Source organism: Nonomuraea ceibae (genome assembly GCF_019396325.1).
Taxonomy (GTDB): Bacteria; Actinomycetota; Actinomycetes; order Streptosporangiales; family Streptosporangiaceae; genus Nonomuraea; species Nonomuraea ceibae.
The window spans coordinates 15,807-36,726 of sequence record NZ_JAHKRO010000063.1; the positions used below are offsets into that span (position 1 = coordinate 15,807).

A 20,920-nucleotide genomic window follows, 5' to 3' on the forward strand; every position below is an offset into this window, starting at 1 on the left:
TCGCCTCCCTGTTCTGGGTCGGAAACTGCTCGTGGCAGAGAAGTACGTGTCACATCCGGCGGCGGGCGGCGACCGCGTTGACGATCGCGATCAGCACGCCGATGCCGAAGATCAGCGTACCCATCACGTTCACCTGCGGGGGAATGCCCGTCTTCACCGACCCGATGATCCACAGCGGGAACGTCGGGGTGGAGCCGTTGACGAAGCTCGTGACGACATAGTCGTCGATGGACAGCGCGAACGCCAGCATCGCCCCGGCCAGCACGCCGGGCATGATCGACGGCAGCGTGACCTGCCGGAACGTGCCCCACGCGGACGCGCCGAGGTCCTTGGCCGCCTCCTCCAGCGCCGGGTCCAGCGTGACGACCCTGGCCCGGACCGTCACGGTCACGAACGACAGCGAGAACAGCACGTGCGCGATCGTGATCGTCATCGCGTCACGCCAGACGCCGGCCGAGACGAACAGCGACAGCAGCGACGCGCCCATGACCAGCTCGGGCGTGGAGATCGCGGCGAACACCAGGAAGTTCGTCGCGCCCCGGCCGCGGAAGCGGTGCCTGCCGAGCGCCAGCCCCAGCGTCGTGCCGAGCACCACGGTGATGACGGTGCTGGCCAGCGCGATCTTCAGCGAGTTCGCGAGCGCCTCGGTCAGGCCCTCGATCGCGAACAGCTCCTCGTACCAGCGCAGCGTGAAGCCCTGCCAGCTCGCGTTGGACTTGCTCTGCTTGTCGTTGAAGCCGAACAGCACCATGACCGCGATCGGCGCCGACAGCCAGGCGATGATGAGCCAGGTGTAGGCGTGCAGCAGCCGGTCGCCCAGCCTGCCGCCCCTCATCGGGCCGCCGCCTCGAGGACGTTCTCGGTGCCCAGCACCCTGGCGTACGCGAAGATGCCCACCAGCAGCACCGCCATCAGCGTGAACGACAGCGCCGAGGCCGTCGGGTAGTCATTGTTGACCAGGTACTCGGTCTGGATGATGTTGCCGATCATGGTGTTGCCGGTGCCGCCGAGCACCTGTGCGTTGACCGGGTCGGCCGTCGCCGGCACGAACGTCATCAGCACCCCGGCGAACACGCCCGGCAGCGACAGCGGCAGCACCACCTTGCGGAAGGCCGCCCCGCGCGTCGCGTACAGGTCCTGGGCCGCCTCCACCACGCGCGGGTCGACCCGCTCCAGCGCCACGTAGATCGGCAGGATCATGAACGGCAGCCAGTTGTACGTCAGCCCCGCCACCACCGCGAACGCCGTGGCGAGCACGTGGAAGCCGGCCGGCAGCAGCCCCCACGACTTCAGCGTGCCGAGCAGGACGCCGTCGTCGGCCAGCAGGAAGCCCCACGAGATCGTGCGCAGCACGAACGACACGAAGAACGGCAGCAGCAGCAGGAACAGGTAGACCGACTTGCGGCTGCCGCCCTTGAACGCGATCCAGTACGCCACCGGATAGCCGATGACCAGCATCGCCACCGTGGCGCACGCCCCGTACACGAGGGAGCGGACGAGCTGGGTGCTGTAGCCGCCGATGGCGTCGCCGTAGTTGGAGACGCTGAACGTCATGACGAAGCCGTCGATCACGTTGCCGGTCTGCAGCGACACCGACGCCATCGCGGCCAGCGGCACCACCAGGAAGATCGCCAGCCACATCCAGCCCGGCAGCGCGAGCAGGTAGGGGGTGAGACGTCGCATCGGCCTAGGCCTGGGTGATCGACTGGAAGATCGGGTTGAACACCTGCTCCTGCGCCGTGGTCAGCTTGGTGTAGTTGCGCAGCTTGGCGTAGTCGGCCTCGGTGGGGAACATCAGCGGGCTGTCGGCCATGTCGAGCAGCGCCTGCTTGTCCTCGCCCGAGGCGGTCTCAGCCTTCTTGCGCAGCAGGTCCTGCACGGCGGGCACCGGCGTGACGAACTGGATGAACTCATCCAGCTCGGCGGCGATCTCCGGCTTGTAGAAGTAGTCCATCAGCGTCATGGCGTCGACCGGGTTGGCGGCGTTCTTGGGGATGAGCATGTTGTCGGTCCAGATCGTGCCGCCCTCCTCGGGCACGTAGAACTTGACCGGCTCACCCGCGAGCTGCCGCTGGAACACGTCGCCCGACCAGGCCATGGTCAGCCACACGTCGCCCCTGGAGACGGCGTCGATGTAGTTCTGGTCGTAGTACTTGCGCACGATCCCGGCCTCGCGCTGCGCCTTGAGCTTCTCGCCGGCCCGCTTCCAGTCGTCCTCGGTGGACTTCTCCGGGTCGACGCCGAGGGCGATCATGCCGAAGTTGCCGATCTCCTGGGCGTCGGCCATCATGCCGACCCGGCCCTCGTACTTGGCGTCGAACAGCGCCTCGATGCTGGTCAGCTCGTCCTTGACGTACTTGGTGTTGTACGCGATCCCGGTCACGCCGGAGGCGTAGGGCATCGTGTAGACGTTGCCGGGGTCGTAGGAGCGCTCCTTGTACTTGGCGCCCGCGTTGGCCTGGAAGTTCGGCATCCTGCTCTGGTCGAGCGCCACCGCGTAGCCGAGCTCGATCATGTGCTGGAGCTGGATGCCGTTGGTCATCACGACGATGTCGTAGCCCAGCGACTGGCCCGCCCGCAGCACCGGGTCCGCCTTGCCGAAGAACTCCGCGTTCTCGTTGATGTCCTCTTTGTACTCGTAGGAGATCCCGGTCTCCTGCTGGAACTTCTTCAGCGGCCCGTGGTCCTCGGGCATGTACTCGGGCCAGTTGGCGAAGACGACCTTGCCGTTCTTCTTCTGCTTGGCCCAGAAGTCCTTGACGGCGTCGGGCTTGGGGGGCGCGGCCTTCTGGCCCTGAACGCCGCAGGCGGCCAGCGCGAGCCCGGCGGCGGACAGGCCGGCCAGCCTGAACGCGTCGCGGCGGGTGCGGGGCTGGGTCATCCCTCTGACGAGGGCGGGGGTGTGCAGGCGGTCCATGATGTGCTATCGACTCTCCATCACGTAGGAGTGGCGCGCCTGCCACGACAGCCACACGGAGTCGCCCCGCTCCGCGGTGGTGGTCGCGTCCTGCGCGTTCTGCTGGAACACCGTGATCTCGGCCCCGTCGGCGAGGGTCACGGCATAGCTGGTGTAGGTGCCCAGGTAGACGACCTCCGCCACGGTGCCCGGCAGCGCGCTCAGCTCGCCGTCGGGTTTGTCCGCGGAGATGCGGATCTTCTCGGGCCGGATCGTCACCGACACCTCGCCGTCGTGGCCGGGCACCAGCACCCGGCCGCCGCCGGTCTCCAGCACGCCGCCGGCCGCGGTGCCGGACAGCAGGTTGGAGGTGCCGATGAAGCCCGCCACGAAGGTGCTGGCGGGCCGCTCGTAGATCTCGCGCGGCCCGGCGAGCTGCTCGACGAGGCCGTCGTTCATGACCGCGATGCGGTCGCTCATGGTCAGCGCCTCGCTCTGGTCGTGCGTCACGTACACGAACGTGATGCCGACCTCGCGCTGGATGCGCTTGAGCTCCAGTTGCATCGCCTGGCGGAGCTTGAGGTCGAGCGCGCCGAGCGGCTCGTCGAGCAGCAGCGCGCGTGGCCGGTTGACCAGCGCCCGGGCCAGCGCGACCCGCTGCTGCTGCCCGCCGGACAGCTCGCGCGGGCGGCGCTTCTCCCGGCCGCCGAGGTCGACGATCTCCAGCATCTCGCCGACCCGCCGCCGGATCTCCTCCTGCGGCGTCTTCTTCTGCTTCAGCCCGAAGGCCACGTTGTCCCACACGCTCATGTGCGGGAACAGCGCGTAGGACTGGAAGACCATGTTCACGTCACGCCGGTTCGGCGGGACGTTCGTGACGTCCTGGCCGTGCAGCCGGACCACGCCCTTGGAGGGCTCCTCGAAGCCCGCGATCATGCGCATCGTCGTGGTCTTGCCGCACCCGGACGGGCCGAGGAGGGAGAAGAACTCCCCCTCGGCGATGTCCAGCGTCACGCCCTTGACCGCCTGGACGACCTCGCCATGTGAGAGGTATTCCTTGACAACCCCCTCAAGCTCGATCGCACTCCGCTCGATCAAACCTTGCTCGGCCATATCCAGGTTTCGTCCCTTGTACGTTATTCGCCGATGTAGTGCATGACGTGCTTGACCCTCGTGTAGTCGTGCAGGCCGAACACCGAGAGGTCCTTGCCGTAGCCGGAGTGCTTGAAGCCGCCGTGCGGCATCTCCGAGACGAACGGGATGTGCGTGTTGACCCACACGACGCCGAAGTCGAGCCGGTTCGACATCCGCATCGCCCGGCCGTGGTCGGAGGTCCACACCGAGCTGCTCAGCCCGTAGCGGACGTCGTTGGCCTTGGCCAGGGCGTCGGCCTCGTCGGTGAACGTCTGGACGGTGATGACGGGGCCGAAGACCTCGTTCTGCACCATCTCGTCGTCCTGCTTGAGGCCGTCGATGACGGTCGGGGCGAAGAAGTAGCCCTTCTCCCCCACGCGGTGACCGCCGGTGAGCACCTTGGCGTGCGCGGGGGCGCGCTCGACGAAGCCCTGCACGCGGGCGAGCTGCTGCTCGTTGTTGAGCGGGCCGTACAGCGCGTCCTCGTTGGACAGGTCGCCGGTCACGGTCGCGGCGGCGGCCTCGGCGAGCGCGGCGACGAACTCGTCGTGGACGCTCTCCTGCACGAGCACGCGGCAGGCGGCGGTGCAGTCCTGGCCGGCGTTGTAGAGGCCGGCGACGGCGATGTCGGCGGCGGCCTTGCGCAGGTCCTTGACGTCGTCGAAGACCACGACGGGCGCCTTGCCGCCGAGCTCCAGATGGACGCGCTTGAGGTCGTCGGCGGCGCTCCTGGCCACCGACATGCCGGCGCCGACGGAGCCGGTGATGGCGACCATGGCGGCGGTCGGGTGGCCGACGACCAGGGCGCCGGTCTCGCGGTCACCGGTGACGACGTTGAACACGCCCGCGGGCAGCACGCTGCCCAGGATCTCGGCCAGCTTCAGCGTGGAGGCCGGGGTGGTGTCGGACGGCTTGAGCACGATCGTGTTGCCGGCCGCCAGCGCGGGGGCGATCTTCCAAACCGCCATCATCATCGGGTAGTTCCACGGCGTGACCTGGCCGATGACGCCGATCGGCTCGTGCCTGATGACGCTGGTGTGCTCAGCCAGGAACTCCCCGGCCGTCGGGCCCTCCAGGGTGCGGGCGGCGCCGGCGAAGAAGCGGAAGTGGTCGGCGGCGACCGGGGTCTCGTCCTCGGCCATGCGGGCGCGCGGCTTGCCGGTGTTGAGGCACTCGGCCTCGTTGATCTCGTCGGCCCGCGCCTCGATCGCGTCAGCGACCTTGAGCAGCAGGTTCGCCCGCTCCCCCGGGGTCGTCCGCCCCCACGACTCGAACGCGGCTGCCGCGGCGGCGTACGCCGCGTCGACGTCCTCGGCGCTGGAGATCGGGGCCTGGAGGTAGGCCTCCCCGGTGCACGGGTCGACGACGTCGGAGAAACGGCCGCTCTTGGCGTCCACGAACTCACCGTTGACGTAGTTCTGCAGACGGGTGGTCAAGGTGATGACCTCCTGGTGGGGTGGCTGAGATGCCGCGACTCTTACAGAGCACTTGCATCAGGACAAGGGATTTCGTGGTGAAGATATCAAATTGCTACGAATTCGCTTGACAGAGCGCCGAGAACTGACAACATGTCGCACCAGGACGGCAACCCGGCGGGAACGCCCCCGTAACGCCGGACCGCTAGGAGGATTCCTCGCCATGACGACGCCGCCTCGGGTGCGCCGCGGCTCCGGCGCCTCGCCGGGTCCGGTCGTTCTCGACGACCTGGCCAAGCAGATCATCGAGCAGCTCCAGGCGGACGGCCGCAAACCCTACGCCGCGATCGGCAAGGCGGTCGGCCTGTCCGAGGCAGCCGTGCGGCAGCGGGTCCAGCGCCTCCAGGACGCCGGGGTCATGCAGATCGTCGCGGTGACCGACCCGCTGACGCTCGGCTTCCCCCGCCAGGCCATGATCGGCGTCACCTGCGAGGGCGACCTGGAGGCCGTGGCCGACGAGCTCTCGGCGATCGCGGAGATCGACTACGTGGTGCTCACGGCGGGCTCCTTCGACGTCATCGTGGAAGTGGTGTGCGAGGGCGACAGCCACCTGCTGGAGATCCTGAGCAAGATCCGCGCCATCCCGGCGGTGCGCGCCACCGAGTCGTTCGTCTACCTGAAGCTGCGCAAGCAGACCTACTCCTGGGGCACGCGCTGACCCAGGCGGGCCACCGCCCGCACCGGCGCCCCGTCGGCGCCGCCGAGCCGGATCGGCATCAGCCACACCTCGACCGCCAGGCCCGCCGCCTGCGCCTCCAGCAGCCGGTCGAGCCCGGTGAGGTTCTCGGCGATCACCGCGTGGGCGCCGCACAGCACCCGGTGCGCGGGGAAGTCCGCCGCCGGCGTCGGGTCGACGCTCAGCGCGTCGATCCCCACCGTCCGCGTCCCCGCCGCGACCAGCAGCTCCGCCGCCTCCTCGGTCAGGTACGGATGCGCCTGGTACGCCTCGCTCCCCCAGTGGGCCGACCAGCCGGTGGCCACGAGCACGATCGGCGCCCCGGCAGGCACGGCCCCCAGACGCTCCGGCGTGATGGCCGCCCGCGGTCCCAGCCCGCGCGCGTCCACCACCACGGCGGGCCCGGCGAAGCGGTCCAGCGGCAGGGCGTCGAGCCGGGGCAGCGTGTCGTCGACGTGGTAGGGCGCGTCGACGTGGGTGCCCGACTGCGAGCCCAGGTGCAGCCGCAGCACGTTGACGCCGTCTCGGCCGGTGGTCAGCGCGGGCTCGACGCTCACCTCGGGGTCGCCCGGGTAGACCGGCATCCCGGTGGTCAGCGGCACCGACAGGTCGACGAGCTCCCCGCTCACGCCGCCGCCTCGGCCCCGGCGATCGGCGGCACCGGGGTGTCGGCCGAGCGCACCAGGCGCGGCCCGTCGGGGCCGTAGACCTCGCGCGGCTCCGGGAAGGCGGCCAGCAGCGCCAGGTAGAGCACCGCCGCCATGCCCAGGCCGACCGGCAGCGAGATGTCGATCCCGCCCGCCAGCCCGCCGAGCGGCCCGACGAACTGGCCGGGCAGGTTGACGAACGCCAGCGCCAGCGCCGCCGAGACGAGCCAGGCGGCCAGTCCCCGCGCGTTCCAGCCGTGGGCGAACCAGTAGCGGCCGCCTGTCTGCCTCCGGTTGAACACCTGCAACGCCTCCGGGTCGTACCAGCCCCGGCGGGTCACGTACCCCAGCATCATGATCACCATCCACGGCGCGGTGCAGGTGATGATGAGGGTGGCGAACGTGGAGATGCTCTGCGTGAGGTTGGCCGCGAAGCGGCCGACGAAGATGAACACGATCGACAGCGTCCCGATGAACACCGTCGCCCGCACCCGCGAGAAGCGCGGGAAGACGCTGGAGAAGTCCAGCCCGGTGCCGTAGAGGGACGTGGTGCCGGTGGACATGCCGCCGATCAGCGCGATGAGGCAGACGGGCACGAAGTACCAGGCGGGAGCGATGGCCAGCAGCCCGCCGACGTAGTTGGGCGCGGCCGGGTCCATGTACTCGGCGGCCTTGGCGGCGATGATCGACGCGGTGGCCAGGCCGAAGAAGAACGGCAGGATGGTGGCGATCTGCGACAGGAACGCGGCGGCCATCACCTTCGAGCGCGGCGTCGAGGCCGGGATGTAGCGGGACCAGTCGCCCAGGAACGCGCCGAACGACACGGGGTTCGACAGCACGATGAGCGCCGCCCCGATGAACGACGGCCAGAACAATGGGTCACCGGCGGCCAGCGTCCCCGGGTAGGACGGGTCGAAGTCGCCGGCGAACGCGACCGCGCCCAGCACGAACAGCAGCGACGCCGCCGCCACCGCGATCTTGTTGACGAACAGCATGAAGCGGAACCCGTACACGCACACCACCAGCACGAGCCCGGCGAACAGCGCGTACGCGACGCCGTAGGTGACGTCGGTGTCGGGCAGCCCCACCAGCCGGTGCGCGCCGCCGACGAGCGCGTCGCCGGAGGACCACACGGAGATGGAGAAGAACGCGATCGCCGTCAGCAGCGACAGGAACGAGCCGACGATCCGGCCGTGCACGCCCAGGTGCGCCGAGGACGACACCGCGTTGTTGGTCCCGTTCAGCGGCCCGAACAGCGACAGCGGCGCCAGGATGAGCGCCCCGACGGCCAGCCCGAGCACGGTCGCGGCCAGCCCCTGCCAGAACGACAGCCCGAACAGGATCGGGAAGGCGCCCAGCACACAGGTGGCGAAGGTGTTCGCGCCGCCGAACGCGACCCGGAACAGGTCGACCGGCCGGGCGGTGCGCTCGGCGTCGGGGATGCGCTCGACGCCGTACGTCTCGATCTCGGTGATGCTCGTGCTCATGGCTTCTCCCGCAGGGCGAGCAGGCTGACCAGGTCGTAGGCGACGTGGGAGGCGGCGACGGAGGTGATCTCGGCGTGGTCGTAGGCGGGGGCCACCTCGACCACGTCCGCGCCGACGAGGTTCGTCCCGGCCAGGCCGCGCAGGATCTCCAGCAGCTCGCGGCTGGTCAGGCCGCCCGCCTCCGGGGTGCCGGTGCCGGGGGCGTGCGCCGGGTCGAGCACGTCGATGTCGACCGACACGTACAGCGGCCGGTCGCCGATCCGCTGCCGCAGCGCGTCGATCACCTCGTCGAGGCCGCGGCGCAGCACGTCGGCGGCGGTGAGGATGCCGAAGCCGAGCCGCCGGTCCTCCTCCAGGTCCTTCTTGCCGTAGAGGGGGCCGCGGATGCCGACGTGGCTGAGCGCCTCGGTGTCGAGGATGCCCTCCTCGACGGCCCGCCGGAACGGGGTGCCGTGCGTGTACTCGGCGCCGAAGTAGGTGTCCCACGTGTCGAGGTGGGCGTCGAAGTGCAGCAGCGCCACCGGCCCGTGCTTCCTGGCGGCCGAGCGCAGCAGCGGCAGCGCGATCGTGTGGTCGCCGCCGATCGTCACCAGGCGGGCGTCCAGCGCGTCGGCGGCGGCCTCGATGCTCTCGATGGCCTCGCCGATGTGGAACGGGTTGGCCGCGATGTCACCGGCGTCGGCCACCTGGACCCGCTCGAACGGGGAGACGTCCAGGCCGGGGTGGTAGGGCCGCAGCAGCCGCGACGCCTCGCGCACGGCCGACGGGCCGAACCGGGCGCCGGGCCGGTAGGAGACGCCGCTGTCGAACGGCACTCCGACCACGGCCACGTCGGCGCGGCCCACCTCGTCGAGGCGGGGCAGACGGGCGAAGGTGGCGGGTCCGGCGAAACGCGGGACCCGGGCGGAGTCGACGGGGCCTGTGTGCATGCACGCAGTCAACGTCACGCCGCTGACCTGCGGCAATTGGGCGATTCACGAAGTACTACGGTGGGGGTTGTGGCTGAGCACAAGGTGACGGTCGAGGATCTGCTGCGCTCGCCCGCGCTCCAGCTCCGCCTGCTCGCCGGCGAGGCCGGGGTGGGGCGGTCGGTGTCGTGGGCGCACGTGAGCGAGCTGGACGACCCGACGCCGTGGCTGCTCGGCGCCGAGGTGATCATGACGACGGGCATCGGCGTGCCACGCGCGGCGGCCCGGCAGCGCGCCTACCTGGAGCGGCTGGACGACGCGGGCGTCTCGGCGCTGGCGCTGTCGGCGCAGCTCCACGTGCCGCCGCTGCACGAGGCGTTCTTCGAGGCGGCCGAGGCGCGCGGGATGCCGGTGCTGGAGGTGCCGCTGGCGGTGCCGTTCATCGCGATCGCCCAGGAGGTGGCCGCGGCCGTGCAGGAGGACGCCCGGCACCGGCTGGGCGCGCAGTTGCAGGTGTTCGGCGCGCTGCGCTGGCTGGCCGCCGAGGACCTGGACACGGCCACGCTGTTCAAACGGCTGGAGCGGCTGTCGGGCTACGACGTCTACCTGTGCACGCCGCAGGGGCGCCCGCTGCTGCCCGGGGTGCCCGTGCCGTCGCTCGACGCGCTGCCGTCGGCCCCCGACGCGCCGCCCACGATCCCGGGCGGCTTCGCGCTGCCGGTGCCCGCGCCCGGCGGCCCGGCCGGGTTCCTGGTGGCCTTCGAGCGGGAGGGCGCCAGGCCCGCCGGGCTGGCCGTGGTGCAGCACATCGCCACGGTCGCGGCCCTCCAGGTGGCGATGGCCAGGCACGAGCGCGAGACGCTGCGCCGCGAGGGCGCCGAGACGCTGGCCGAGCTGCTGCAGGACGTGCTCGACCCGGCCACGGCCCGCCGCCGCCTGGCCCGGCTCGGCCTGGCCGCCGACGGGGAGACGGTCCTGATGGTCGTACGGGGCGCGGCCGACGACGCGCTGCGCCGGGCGCTGGCCGACCATCCGCACCTGATGCTGCGGCGCGGCAGCGACCACTACGTGCTCGGCGCCCCCGGGCTGGGCGACGCGCTCACGGCGCCGGCCGGGGCGCGGACCGGGGTGAGCAGGCCGTTCGCGGCGGGCGGCTCCACCCGGGTGGCCCGGCGCGAGGCCGTCTGGGCCGCCGACCGGGCCGCCGCGTCAGGCCGGCCGCTCGTCCACTACGGCGACGACACCACCGGCCGGTGGCTGCCCGACGACGCCGACACGCTCACCGCGCTGGTGGACGACGTGCTGGGCGAGGTGCTCGCCTACGACGAGGCGCACGACTCACGACTGCTCACCTCGGTGCGCACCTGGATGGAACGCGACCGCCGCACCGAGGACGCGGCGGCCGCCCTGCACGTCCACCCCAACACGCTCGCCTACCGGCTGCGCCGCTTCGCCGCCCTGACGGGCCGCGACCTGTCGTCCAGCGCCGCCTTCGCCGAGGTCTGGCTGGCCCTCCAGGCGGCCCGTCAGCTCGGCCTGCACGACTAGGAGAGCTGCACCGTCGCGATCTCCCAGGCCGACAGCGGCAGCCGCAGCACCCCGCCGGTCAGCGGCACCTCCGCGCCGGGACGCCCGCGCAGGTCGGCGAGGCGCGCCCGGGTGAACCCGCCCTCGACGACCGCCTCGGTCGACTCGTCCGTGAGCGCGACCACGCGCAGCTCCTGCCACCCGTCGCGGACCCGCAGCGACGTCATGACGACGCCGTCACCGGCCACCGACAGCCCCGCGGCGGGCGCGGGCAGCGGCAGCGCCGGGTCGCCGGTGCCCGCCACGGCCAGCAGGTCGTGCCGGAACGTCTCGGCCGCCTCGGGCACCGCCTTCCAGGTGCCGCTGTAGGGCATCAGCGCCAGCTCCACCGAGCGCAGCCCGCGCGACTGCGCCGCCGGGGTCGGCAGCTGCGGCCCGGCGGGCTCGGGGCGCAGCACGTGACGGTTGCGCGACAGGAAGCCGATCGAGCGCAGCAGCGTGAGCGCCAGCTCCTTCCCGTCGTCGACCAGCTCGTACTCGGTGACGTGCTCCAGCAGCGCCGCCACTCCCCCGGCCGCCACCCACGAGGAGGCGGGGAACGTCGGCAGCGGCTCCTCGCCGCAGCCGCCCTCGGCGTCCAGGCCGCGCGTGACGACGGCGAACTGCCCCTCGGCGTGCGACCGCGTCGCCCGCTCGGGCAGCGGCACGTGCAGCCGCACCCGGTGGTCGGCGCACCGGTTGTCGAACTCCACGGTCAGCCGCGCGAACGGCTCGCCCGCGCGCAGCTCGACCCGGGTGCGGACGGCGATCTCCTCGGTGACCTCGGTACGCGACTGCGCCGGGATCTCCGGGGTGCCGTCGATCCCGTCGCCGGCGGCCGGCCACTGGTAGGTGCGCCACACGTCGAACGCCGCCACCAGCGGCCCCGAGCACACCTTCGACACGTGCACCGACTCCGGGTCCTGCACGACGCGGTCGTGGGCCGGAGGCGCGTAGTTGTAGCTGTCGCCCACGTCGCCGCCGTCGACGATCCGCCCCGCCCCGGTCAGCGTGACGCCGTCGGCGCTGGTCAGCGTGAGCGTGCCGTCACGCGCCACCTCGACGTTGAGCAGCCCGTTGTCGAGCATCCGCTCCTCGGCGCGCACCGGCACGAACGGGTCGCCGGACGGGGCCCCGGCCACCTCCGAGTAGGGGGCGGTGCGCACCGCGGCGTGGCCGAGCGGCGGCGTGCTCACGTACGCGGCGAGCGTGCGGCGGGCCTCGGCGAGGATGCGGACGCGGGTCACGCCCTCCAGCGCGCCGCGCACCTGGCCCACGTTGAAGGCCGCGCTCGACTCGCGGGCGACGGTGAAGGTCAGCACGCCGTCGTCGACCGACCAGCCGGTGATGTGCTGGCCGTACAGCTCGGTGCCGTGGATGAAGGTCAGCGCGGTGGCCGGGTCCATCTCCTCGTCGAGCAGCAGCGTCGGGGCGTACTCCAGCGGCTGGAGCGGGACCTTGACCCCGTCGGCGTCGAGCAGCGGGTCGCTGCCGGCCACGTTGATCGCCACGACGCCGCGTCTCGGGGCGGGCGTCGGGTTGACGACGAGCACGGCGCCGGACGGCACCGTTCCGGCCAGCCGGGCGGTCACCATGTCGCGCACGGCCTGGCCCAGGTGCTCGGCCTCGGCGATGCGGGCCGCCACCTGCTGGGCGGTCTCGTCCACGCCGCAGCCGGTGACCGAGTCGTGGCCGCTGGCGTCGACCAGCCGCCACCAGGCCATGTCGAGGAAGCGGCCGGGCCACTCGCCGCCCCAGAGCGCGGCCAGCGGCTCGGCGTAGCGCTCGACCATCCGCTCGGCGCGGCTCATCGCCTGCTTGACGTGGGCGCGTACGGAGATCACGCCCGGCAGGATGTTGGCCCGGGCGTGCGAGCGCAGCTCGCCGGTGACGCGGGGCAGCCCGGTCACGTCGGCGGAGTGCGCCTCGATGTAGCCGGACAGGGTGTCCATGCGGGCGCCGAGCTGCTTGACCATGTCGGGCAGGCCGCGCACCGGGGCCGAGTGGTCGGTGCCGTACATGGCCAGCAGCGGCCCGTCGGGACCGTGCCAGCCGCGCATGGTGCGGACGAACGCGGCGCCGCGCTCGCCGAGCTGGGCGGGGTCCTCGAACAGGTGGGCGCCGTTGCCGTAGCCGCCGGCGGGCAGGTACTGGGCCCGGATGGCGGTGCCGTCGGGCGCGACCCAGGCGAAGGCGTCGGTGGTGACGGACGCGGGCACGCCCCGGTAGACGCAGGCGTGCAGCAGCCCGGCCCGCCTGAGGATCTGCGGCATCTGCGCGGTGTGCCCGAACATGTCCGGCAGGTAGCCGACGGCCATCGCGCCGCCGAGCTTGTCCGCCCTGGCCATGCCGAGCTCCAGGTTGCGCACGATGTTCTCGCCCGAGCACAGGAACTCGTCGAGCAGGATCTGCCACGGCCCCACCGCCAGCCGCCCGGACTCGACCAGGGCGGCGATCCGGTCGCGGTTCTCCGGGCGCACCTCCAGGTAGTCGTCCACGCAGGCGAGCTGCCCGTCGAGCGTGAAGTGGTAGTCGGGGTCCTTCTCCATCGTGTCGAGCACCTCGTCCAGCAGCGCCACCAGCCGCAGCCGGAAACGCTGGAAGGGCTCGTACCACTCGCGGTCCCAGTGGGTGTGCGGGACGACGACGATCTCCGCGGTCATGCGGCTTCGCCTCCGATCGGCAGGTCGTGCTGGACGGCGTAGCGGGCGGCGATGCGCTGAGCGGTGACGATGTCCTCCAGCGCTCCGGCGGCGTCGGTCAGCGGCGGCTTGCCGTCGTTGACGAACGCGTGGAAGGCGGCCAGCTGCACCTCGAACGCCTCGGTCACGTCACGCCACTCGGTGCGGCTCTCGCCGCCGGACACGACGGTGAGCGTGGTGGGCGCGTTCATCAGGTAGGGCGAGGGGAAGACCAGTTCCAGCGAGCCGCTGTCGTGGTGGATGACCACGCTCTCGCGGTAGGCCGGGTAGTCCTCCAGGTAGTGCCAGCGGATGGCGAACCGGCCGGCGGCGGGCAGCGGCCCGGAGATCTCGATCGACCCGGGCGCCTCCCCCCAGGTCTCGACGTACGCGATCTCGTGGGGGGAGCCGGTGAAGCGGCGCAGCAGTGACAGGTCGTGACAGATCGACCCAAGCGCCACCCCGTACAGGGAGCGCACGGCGGCGGGCGCGGACTCGCCGAGCGCCTTCGACACCAGCCCGTCCTCGGCCGCCCGCAGCGAGGCGAGCAGCTCCGGGGACACGTCGCGGGCCTGGGTCAGGTTGGCGAAGGCGAGCTGCGACTCCCCGCTCGGGTGCAGCACGGTCACCTCGACCGACCGGATCCGCCCCGGGCCGCCGAGCTCGGCCAGCAACTCCTCGGCCCGGCGCACGGCCGGGTCGTACTGCTTCATGTAGCCGACCATGAGCCGCCCCTCGGGCAGCGCGTCCACCTCGGCGCGGGTCAGCGCCAGCGGCTTCTCGCACAGCACGGCGTAGCCGGCCGCGAGCGCCTGCCGCACGGTCTCGCCGTGGGAGCCGGAGGCGAGCACGAGCACGGCGTCGAAGCCGCCGGCCTCCAGCATCCGGGCGAGCTCGGTGTGGCGGCCGGGGGCGCCGAGCCGGTCACCCACGGCGTCGGCGAGCGTCCGCGACAGGTCGCAGACGGCCGTCACCTCGAACAGATCTCGGCGGCGCGACAGCAACGGCACGTACACCGCTTGCGTGACGGCTCCGCATCCGACAAGCGCGATCTTCAAACCCGCTCCTCCAGCATGGTCTCAACCAGCCAGCCCCTCCGGCGTGGCCTCAAAGTCCGAGTTCCCGTAGCTTCTCGCGATTGGCAGCTTGATCGGCGATGTTCCGCTCAACTGACCGGCGTCCGGGCAGCGTGTCCTGCTCGATGATGACCCAGCCCTGGTAGCCGATCTCGCCGAGCGTGCTGATCACTCCGGGCAGGTCGAGCTCGCCCTCGCCGAGCGGCGCGAAGCCGCCGCGGCCCATCAGCTCGCGCAGGTCCACGCCGTCGGCCAGGGCCTGGGCGAGGATCGCGCGGTCGCCGTCCTTGACGTGGACGTGGCCGACGCGGCCCGACCAGTCGCGCAGCGCGGTCACCGGGTCGCCGCCGGCCAGCAGCAGGTGGCCGGTGTCGAGGCAGAGCTGCACGTCGGTCAGCTCCAGCAGCCGCTCGACGTCCTCGGGCGTCTCGACGTACGTGCCGAGGTGGTGGTGGAAGGCGGGCTCGTAGCCGCGGTCGCGGCAGCGCTGGGCCGCCTCCTGGACGCGGGAGGCGTAACCGGCCCACTCGGACGCCGCCAGCCCGGGCGCGTTCCCGCCGGGGCGGGCGAAGCGCGCGGGCGAGCCGGAGCAGCCGAGCGTGGGCCGGGGCGCCAGGTGCGCGGGCGCGGCCGGGGCGGCGTCGAACACGTCGAGCGTCGCGTCGAGCGCGGCCAGCCCCTGCTTGAACGCCTCGGCGTCGCTGTAGCGCAGGTCGGCCCAGCCGCCTGCGAGCAGCAGCCCGCCCAGCCGCTCGGCCAGGTCGTCCTTGGTGCCGAGGTAGCCGATGGGGCCGAGGTCGATGCCCGCGTAGCCGGCGCCGGCGATCGCGCCGACCATCTCGGCGGCGGTCAGCGGCGGCGGGGCGTCGCTCAGCTCGAACACGCCGAAGCTCACCGGGGCGTTGGCGACACTGATCAGGCGCATAGAGCCATCACCTCGTTCTCGTAGGTTTCGAGTCGGTGCCGCCCTTCGGCGGCGGGCAGCAGCACGCGGTCGCCGCGGATCACCTGGCGGGCGCCGCCGGGGCGGACCAGGATGAGCCCGTCGGCGTCCAGGGCGAGCAGTTCGTCGCCCAGCCGCAGGAGCAGCGGCGCGCCGGGCCCGGCGGAGATCGCCGTGCGGCCCGCCGCTACGGCGTCGAACGCCGCGCCGGGGTCCTCGGCCAGCACCCACGTGGTGGGCGAGCCGGGCAGCCCGTCGGAGCCGGGCCGGTGGAAGTCGCTGGCGCCGATCGCCACCAGGTCGGGGTGCCAGGCGTCGGCCCAGGCCAGGGGCGCGCCCCAGCGGCGGTCCCACCAGCCGGAGTGCCAGACCTCGGCGATCCTGGGCCGCTCGGTGAGCGGCTGCAGCCACGCGCAGTCGCCGCCGAGCGGGTGGTTGATGGAGATCAGCCCGCCCGCCCGATCGGCGTGCTCGACCCAGGAGTCGGCGGGCTGCCGGAAGTCGACCCAGCCGACGTCGCCGAACACGTTGGCGTGCCCCCGGTCGGTGGTGACCTCCTGGCCGGGCAGCAGCGTGATGGCCCGGCCGGCCTTGGCCAGCTCGGGGTGGTGGCTGACGGTGTTGTGGTCGGTGACGGCGAGGAAGTCCAGGCCGCGCCCCAGCGCCAGCTCCGCCAGCTCGGCGACGGTGAGCGCCCCGTCGCTGTGCAGCGTGTGGGCGTGGAAGTCGCCGGCGAACCAGCGCAGCCCGCCGACGTCCGGGATGTCGCGGCGCGGCGGGCGCTCCCCGTGCGGCGGCTCGGCGCTCTCCGGCTCGGGCACGGGCGCGGTGTCGATCTCCAGCGTGTAGTCGAGGCCCTGCGGCGGGACGCGGTGCAGCCGCAGCCACACCTGCCACTGGCCCGCTTCGAGCTCGCCGGGCAGGTAGCCGGGCGTGGCCCAGCCCGGGGTGATCGTGTAGGAGTCGCGGGCGCCGCCCGACCAGCCGCGGAACCCGCCGGGGCCGCCGCAGCCGAGGTCGAGCACGCCCTGCGACCGGTCGTAGGACAGCCGTACGGTGACCGCCGGGGCGCCCTCGGGCACCTCGAAGGGCACCTCGCGCAGGATGCGCTCCAGCCGGTCGTCCAGGCTCCAGTGCCCGCGGATCACGCTCATGCCGTCACCAGCTCGCCGTCACGGTAGACCAGCGCCCGGTCGCCCCGGGGCACCGCGTAGCCCTGCTCGCCCAGCGCCGGCTCGTGCCCCTCGGGGACGACGGCCTGCACGAGCACGCCCGCCACGTCCAGGGTGACCAGGTGGGAGGCCCCCAGGTTCTCCAGGATGACGACGCCGCCGGTCAGCGACCCGTCGACCGGCTGCGCCGAATAGGTCATGTATTCGGGACGCACCCCGTACACCAGCTTCTCCCCCTCGGTCAGGAGTCCTTCCGCGGAGGCGGGGACGGGCAGCTTGCACCCGGCCACCTCCAGCGTGTCACCCCTGACGACGGCGTCCAGCAGGTTCATCGGGGTGGAGCCGATGAAGGCGGCCACGAACGTGTTGGCGGGCCGCTGGAACACCTCGGCGGGGGTGCCGATCTGGCGGATGTGCCCGGCCTCCATGACGGCCATGCGGTCGGCCATCGCCAGCGCCTCGGCCTGGTCGTGGGTGACGAAGACGGTCGTGACGCCGAGCTCGCGCTGGAGCTTCTTCAGGAACGTGCGCGCCTCCAGCCGCAGCCGGGCGTCCAGGTTGGACAGCGGCTCGTCGAACAGGAACGCCTGCGCTTGGGTGGCCATGACGCGGGCCAGCGCGACGCGCTGCTGCTGGCCGCCGGAGAGCTGGCCGGGCCGCCGGTCCATGAGCTGCTCCAGGCCGAGCCTGGCGCCGACCTCGGCGGCCTTGGCGTGGCGGGCGGCCTTGGGGACCTTCTTGATGCGCAGCGGGTAGGCGATGTTGTCGCTGACGTCCATGTGCGGGAACAGGGCGTAGTCCTGGAAGACCATGGCGATGTCGCGTCCGCCCGGCTGCACGCCGGTCACGTCCCGCCCGCCGATCACGACGGCGCCGCCGGTGGCGGTCTCCAGCCCGGCGATCGTGCGCAGCAGCGTGGTCTTCCCGCAGCCCGAGGGGCCGAGCAGGGCGAAGAACTCGCCGTCGGGGACGGTCAGGTCGAGCGAGTCGAGCGCCTTCACCCCGCCGGGATAGACCTTGGTCAGGCCCCGAAGTTCGATAGCGGCCATTTAGCGCTTGATCCCTCCGTGGAAGCGGAAGCCGTACTTCTTGCTGACGAACAGGTACATGAGCACGACCGGTACCGAGTAGAGCAGGCCGAAGGTCGACAGCACCCTGAGGTTGGCCTGGCCGCCCTCGGTGTAGAGGGTGTACATGATCACCGCGGCCGGCTGCTTCTCCACGTCGCTGAGCAGCAGGAACGGCATCAGGAAGTTGCCCCACACGTTGGCGATCGTCCACACCGCGATCGTCGCCAGGCCGGGCCGCACCACGGGGGTGACCACGTGGCGGACGATCTGGAGCGGCGAGGCGCCGAACACCCGCGCCGACTCCTCGTAGGACTTCGGCGTGGCGTCCATGAAGTCCTTGATCATGAAGATCGCGGCCGGCAGCAGGCCGCCGGTCAGGATGAGGATCAGCCCGGTGTGCGAGTCGATCAGGCCGAGCTCGATGGCGAGCTGGAACAGCGGCACCATCGCGGCGGTCCCGGTGATGATCGACGAGAGCAGCAGCAGCGCGTAGAGCAGCGCGTCGCGGCCCGGGATGCGCACCCGGCTGAGCGCGTAGGCGGCCAGCGCCGACAGCACCACCACGAGCAGCGCGGTGCCGATCGCCAGGATCAGCGAGTTCACCAGCGAGCCGAGCGCGTACGGGTGCTCGATGATCGTCTGGAAGTTCTCGAACGTGAAGTCCGGCATCCGGACCTCGTACGTCGGGTCCGAGGTGAACGGCGCCGCCGCCAGCCACAGCAGCGGGATCGTGAAGAAGGCCAGGAGCACCGCGATCAGCGTGTAGAAGCCGATCCGGCCGGCCCAGGTGCGGGTCATTTCTTGCTCCTGAGCAGCCGCAGGTAGAACACCGCCACGACCAGGTTGATGAGCAGGATCACGGTGGAGATCGCCGCGCCGTAGCCCAGGTCGCCGTTCTGCAGCGCGACCTTGTACACGTGCACGGCCAGCACCTCGGACTTGCCGTCGGGGCCGCCCGCCGTGAGCAGGAAGGGGCTGAAGTCGTTGAACGTCCACAGGCTGATCAGCAGCAGGTTGGTCAGGATGTGCCCGCGGATGTGCGGGAACACCACGTCGCGCAACTGCTGCCAGCCGGACGCCCCGGCCAGCCGGGCGCTCTCCAGGTGCGACGGCGGCACGTTCCCGAGCGCCGCGCCGTAGAGCATCATCGAGAACGCGGTGCCGCGCCAGGTGTTGAAGATGATGATCGACAGCATCGGGTGGTCGAGCAGCCAGGCGAAGCCGGGGATGCCGAGCAGCGCGTTGAGGGTGCCGGCGTCGCGGTCGAGCAGCGCCACCCACAGGAACGACACCACGGCGCTCGGCAGGATCCAGGCCAGGATGACCAGGCCCTCGACCACGCTCTTGAGCGTGCCTCGCCGGTCCTTCAGCATCCAGGCCAGGGTGAAGCCGAGCACCACCTGCCCGATGACGGCCGAGCCCAGCACGAACTGGAAGGTCAGCCAGGTGGAGTCCCAGAACTCCGGGTCGGTGACGGCCTTGACGAAGTTGTCCAGCCCGACGAACTGCGGCTCGGCCGCGGCGGCGCCGGTCAGCCGGTAGTTCGTCAGCCCCAGGTAGATCACCCAGAGCGCGGGGAAGACCAGGAAGACCGCGATCAGCGCCAGAGCGGGCGCCACGAAGGCGCCCGCCCGCAGCCGGCCCAGGCCCGCCGCATCGGAGCTGTAGCGGCGGGCAGGGGCCGGGCTGACGACCTCGGCCGGCTTAGGAGGCGATGTTACCTGCGCCACCGACGAGCCCTTCGAGCTTCTTCTGGTAGTCCGCGGCCGCCTGGTCGGCCGGGGTGCCGCCGGCCACCGCGGCGGTGGCCTCCTGCAGCGCGACCGACACCTGCGGGTAGAGCGCGACCGGCGGCCGGTAGGCCGTCAGCGGCAGCACCTGCTCGGAGATGTAGGTCAGCAGCGGCTCACCGGCCAGGATCTCCTTGTTGACGTCGCTGCGCGGGGTGATCCGGACGTTGCCGTCCTTGGTCTCCTCCTTCAGCGCGTCGGCCGAGAGCGTGAAGGCGAGCAGTTCGAAGGCTTCCTTCGGGTGCTTGGTGTTGGGGTTGACCGTGCGCAGCGCGCCGCCGGACATGCTGACGAAGTCCTGGCCGCGGATGCCCTTGCCGGGCTCGATGGCCGGGATCTTGGCGTAGCCGACGACCTGGTCGCGGTCGTCCATCTTGGCGACGCCGTCCTTGGGGTTGACCACGCCGCGCCAGAAGTAGTCGCCTTCGAGCAGGATGCCGATCTTGCCCTCGGCGAACTGCTGGAACGACTTGTCGCGGCCCTTGGCCTCCTGCTGGAGCTTGGGGTCGCCGAGGCCGCCGCCGTAGATCTTCTGGTAGAGGCCGAGGGTGTCCTTCAGCGGCTGGGACGCGCCGGTCCACTTGCCGTCCTTCTGCACCTCGCCGCCCGCGCCCGCGAGCAGCGGCAGCACGCCCTGCATCGTGGTGGCCTCGCCCATCGCGGTGCCGGCGTTGATCTGGATCGGCACGGGGACGCCGGACGACTTGAGCTTGGCGGCCGCGTCGAGGATCTCCTGCCAGCTCGCGGGCTGCCAGTCGGCGGGCAGCCCGGCCTTGGTGAACAGCGTCTTGTTGAAGTAGAGGACGCGGCCGTCGGTGCCGACGGGCAGCGCGTACTTCTTGCCTTCGAAGGTGGCCAGGCCCTGCACGGCCTCGGGGATCTGCTGCCAGCCGTCCCAGCTGTCCGCCTCGGGGCCGACCAGCTCGGCCAGCGGCTTGATGTAGCCGGCCTCGGCGAACTCGCCCGCCCAGATGCCGTCGATGTCGATCACGTCCGCGCCCTTGCCTGACTTCAGGTCCAGGGAGAGCTTGGTCTTGTACTGTTCGTCGTCGACTCCGCTGGGGACGAACTTGACCGTGACGTCCTTGCCCTTGGCCTTCTGGGCCTCCTCGAACTTGGGGATCACCCAGTTGGCGATGTGGTCGGCGGCTGCCGCGTTCTTGCCGCCGGCGATGGCGTTCTGGCTGATCGTCAGCTCGATGGCGTCACCTCCGCCACCGCCGGACGACTGGCCGCACCCGGCGAGTCCCAGCGCGGACGCGGCCAACACCGCGACCACCGACCTTTTCCGCAACACCATGCAAACCCTCCGACACGTCCTAAAAGGGAGGAAGTCAGGGCCAATATGTCATGACATCCATATGACGTAAAGACCTTGCCATATCCAGGAGCGTGCCCT

The 20,920-nt window shown here is 71.6% G+C and carries 18 protein-coding genes; 2 read left to right on the forward strand and 16 right to left on the reverse strand.

Annotated features, from left to right (window positions below):
* Positions 1-49: 49 nt before the first annotated feature.
* The 5 genes from KME80_RS30915 to KME80_RS30935 are packed head-to-tail and all read right to left on the reverse strand — an operon-like array spanning position 50 to position 5,466.
* Positions 50-835 (reverse strand): ABC transporter permease, encoded by a 786-nt coding sequence (locus KME80_RS30915; RefSeq protein WP_219509971.1) that lies wholly within the window; start codon positions 833-835, stop codon positions 50-52.
* Complete coding sequence (locus tag KME80_RS30920; protein ID WP_219509973.1) at positions 832-1,683, reverse strand: ABC transporter permease; 852 nt, start codon at positions 1,681-1,683, stop codon at positions 832-834. The genes KME80_RS30915 and KME80_RS30920 overlap by 4 nt, the downstream gene beginning before the upstream one ends.
* Positions 1,684-1,687: 4 nt before the next feature.
* Complete coding sequence (locus KME80_RS30925) at positions 1,688-2,917, reverse strand: polyamine ABC transporter substrate-binding protein (RefSeq protein WP_219509974.1); 1,230 nt, start codon at positions 2,915-2,917, stop codon at positions 1,688-1,690.
* A gap of 6 nt (positions 2,918-2,923) precedes the next feature.
* Positions 2,924-3,994 (reverse strand): ABC transporter ATP-binding protein, encoded by a 1,071-nt coding sequence (locus KME80_RS30930; RefSeq protein WP_246646048.1) that lies wholly within the window; start codon positions 3,992-3,994, stop codon positions 2,924-2,926.
* Positions 3,995-4,032: 38 nt separating this feature from the next.
* A complete protein-coding gene (locus KME80_RS30935) occupies positions 4,033-5,466 on the reverse strand; it encodes a gamma-aminobutyraldehyde dehydrogenase (protein WP_219509976.1) in 1,434 nt (477 codons plus the stop codon).
* Between the two features lie 202 nt (positions 5,467-5,668).
* On the opposite strand from KME80_RS30935, the gene KME80_RS30940 reads away from it, so the two are divergent.
* On the forward strand, positions 5,669-6,163 hold the full coding sequence (locus tag KME80_RS30940) for an Lrp/AsnC family transcriptional regulator (RefSeq protein ID WP_219509977.1): 495 nt from the start codon (positions 5,669-5,671) through the stop codon (positions 6,161-6,163).
* Here the strand turns inward: KME80_RS30940 and KME80_RS30945 are convergent.
* From KME80_RS30945 to speB, 3 genes are read right to left on the reverse strand one after another with little or no spacing between them, the layout of a single operon-like run.
* Complete coding sequence (locus tag KME80_RS30945; protein WP_308125993.1) at positions 6,142-6,810, reverse strand: cyclase family protein; 669 nt, start codon at positions 6,808-6,810, stop codon at positions 6,142-6,144. The genes KME80_RS30940 and KME80_RS30945 overlap by 22 nt on opposite strands.
* Positions 6,807-8,315, reverse strand: a complete 1,509-nt coding sequence (locus KME80_RS30950) for a purine-cytosine permease family protein (protein WP_219509978.1) — start codon at positions 8,313-8,315, stop codon at positions 6,807-6,809. The genes KME80_RS30945 and KME80_RS30950 overlap by 4 nt, the downstream gene beginning before the upstream one ends.
* The gene (gene speB, locus KME80_RS30955; protein ID WP_219509979.1) at positions 8,312-9,244 is read right to left on the reverse strand and encodes an agmatinase; all 933 of its coding nucleotides are present in this window, start codon (positions 9,242-9,244) and stop codon (positions 8,312-8,314) included. The genes KME80_RS30950 and speB overlap by 4 nt, the downstream gene beginning before the upstream one ends.
* A 69-nt stretch (positions 9,245-9,313) precedes the next feature.
* Here speB and KME80_RS30960 point away from each other — a divergent pair, with 69 nt between their 5' ends.
* Positions 9,314-10,771, forward strand: a complete 1,458-nt coding sequence (locus tag KME80_RS30960; RefSeq protein ID WP_308125994.1) for a PucR family transcriptional regulator — start codon at positions 9,314-9,316, stop codon at positions 10,769-10,771.
* Here KME80_RS30960 and KME80_RS30965 read toward each other — a convergent pair.
* From KME80_RS30965 to KME80_RS31000, 8 genes are read right to left on the reverse strand one after another with little or no spacing between them, the layout of a single operon-like run.
* Positions 10,768-13,452: a glycoside hydrolase family 38 N-terminal domain-containing protein gene (locus KME80_RS30965; protein ID WP_219509982.1), complete on the reverse strand. Its 2,685-nt coding sequence runs from the start codon at positions 13,450-13,452 to the stop codon at positions 10,768-10,770. The two genes, KME80_RS30960 and KME80_RS30965, sit on opposite strands and share 4 nt — an antisense overlap.
* On the reverse strand, positions 13,449-14,528 hold the full coding sequence (locus tag KME80_RS30970; RefSeq protein ID WP_219509983.1) for a Gfo/Idh/MocA family protein: 1,080 nt from the start codon (positions 14,526-14,528) through the stop codon (positions 13,449-13,451). Before KME80_RS30970 ends, KME80_RS30965 begins: the two co-directional genes overlap by 4 nt.
* 49 nt (positions 14,529-14,577) lie before the next feature.
* Positions 14,578-15,471: a TIM barrel protein gene (locus KME80_RS30975; RefSeq protein WP_246646050.1), complete on the reverse strand. Its 894-nt coding sequence runs from the start codon at positions 15,469-15,471 to the stop codon at positions 14,578-14,580.
* Complete coding sequence (locus KME80_RS30980) at positions 15,462-16,643, reverse strand: CehA/McbA family metallohydrolase (protein WP_246646051.1); 1,182 nt, start codon at positions 16,641-16,643, stop codon at positions 15,462-15,464. Before KME80_RS30980 ends, KME80_RS30975 begins: the two co-directional genes overlap by 10 nt.
* Positions 16,640-17,710 (reverse strand): ABC transporter ATP-binding protein, encoded by a 1,071-nt coding sequence (locus KME80_RS30985; RefSeq protein ID WP_219509984.1) that lies wholly within the window; start codon positions 17,708-17,710, stop codon positions 16,640-16,642. Before KME80_RS30985 ends, KME80_RS30980 begins: the two co-directional genes overlap by 4 nt.
* Positions 17,711-18,529, reverse strand: a complete 819-nt coding sequence (locus tag KME80_RS30990) for a carbohydrate ABC transporter permease (RefSeq protein ID WP_219509985.1) — start codon at positions 18,527-18,529, stop codon at positions 17,711-17,713.
* A complete protein-coding gene (locus tag KME80_RS30995; protein WP_219509986.1) occupies positions 18,526-19,461 on the reverse strand; it encodes a carbohydrate ABC transporter permease in 936 nt (311 codons plus the stop codon). Before KME80_RS30995 ends, KME80_RS30990 begins: the two co-directional genes overlap by 4 nt.
* Complete coding sequence (locus tag KME80_RS31000; protein ID WP_246646052.1) at positions 19,436-20,821, reverse strand: extracellular solute-binding protein; 1,386 nt, start codon at positions 20,819-20,821, stop codon at positions 19,436-19,438. The genes KME80_RS30995 and KME80_RS31000 overlap by 26 nt, the downstream gene beginning before the upstream one ends.
* Positions 20,822-20,920: the final 99 nt, after the last annotated feature.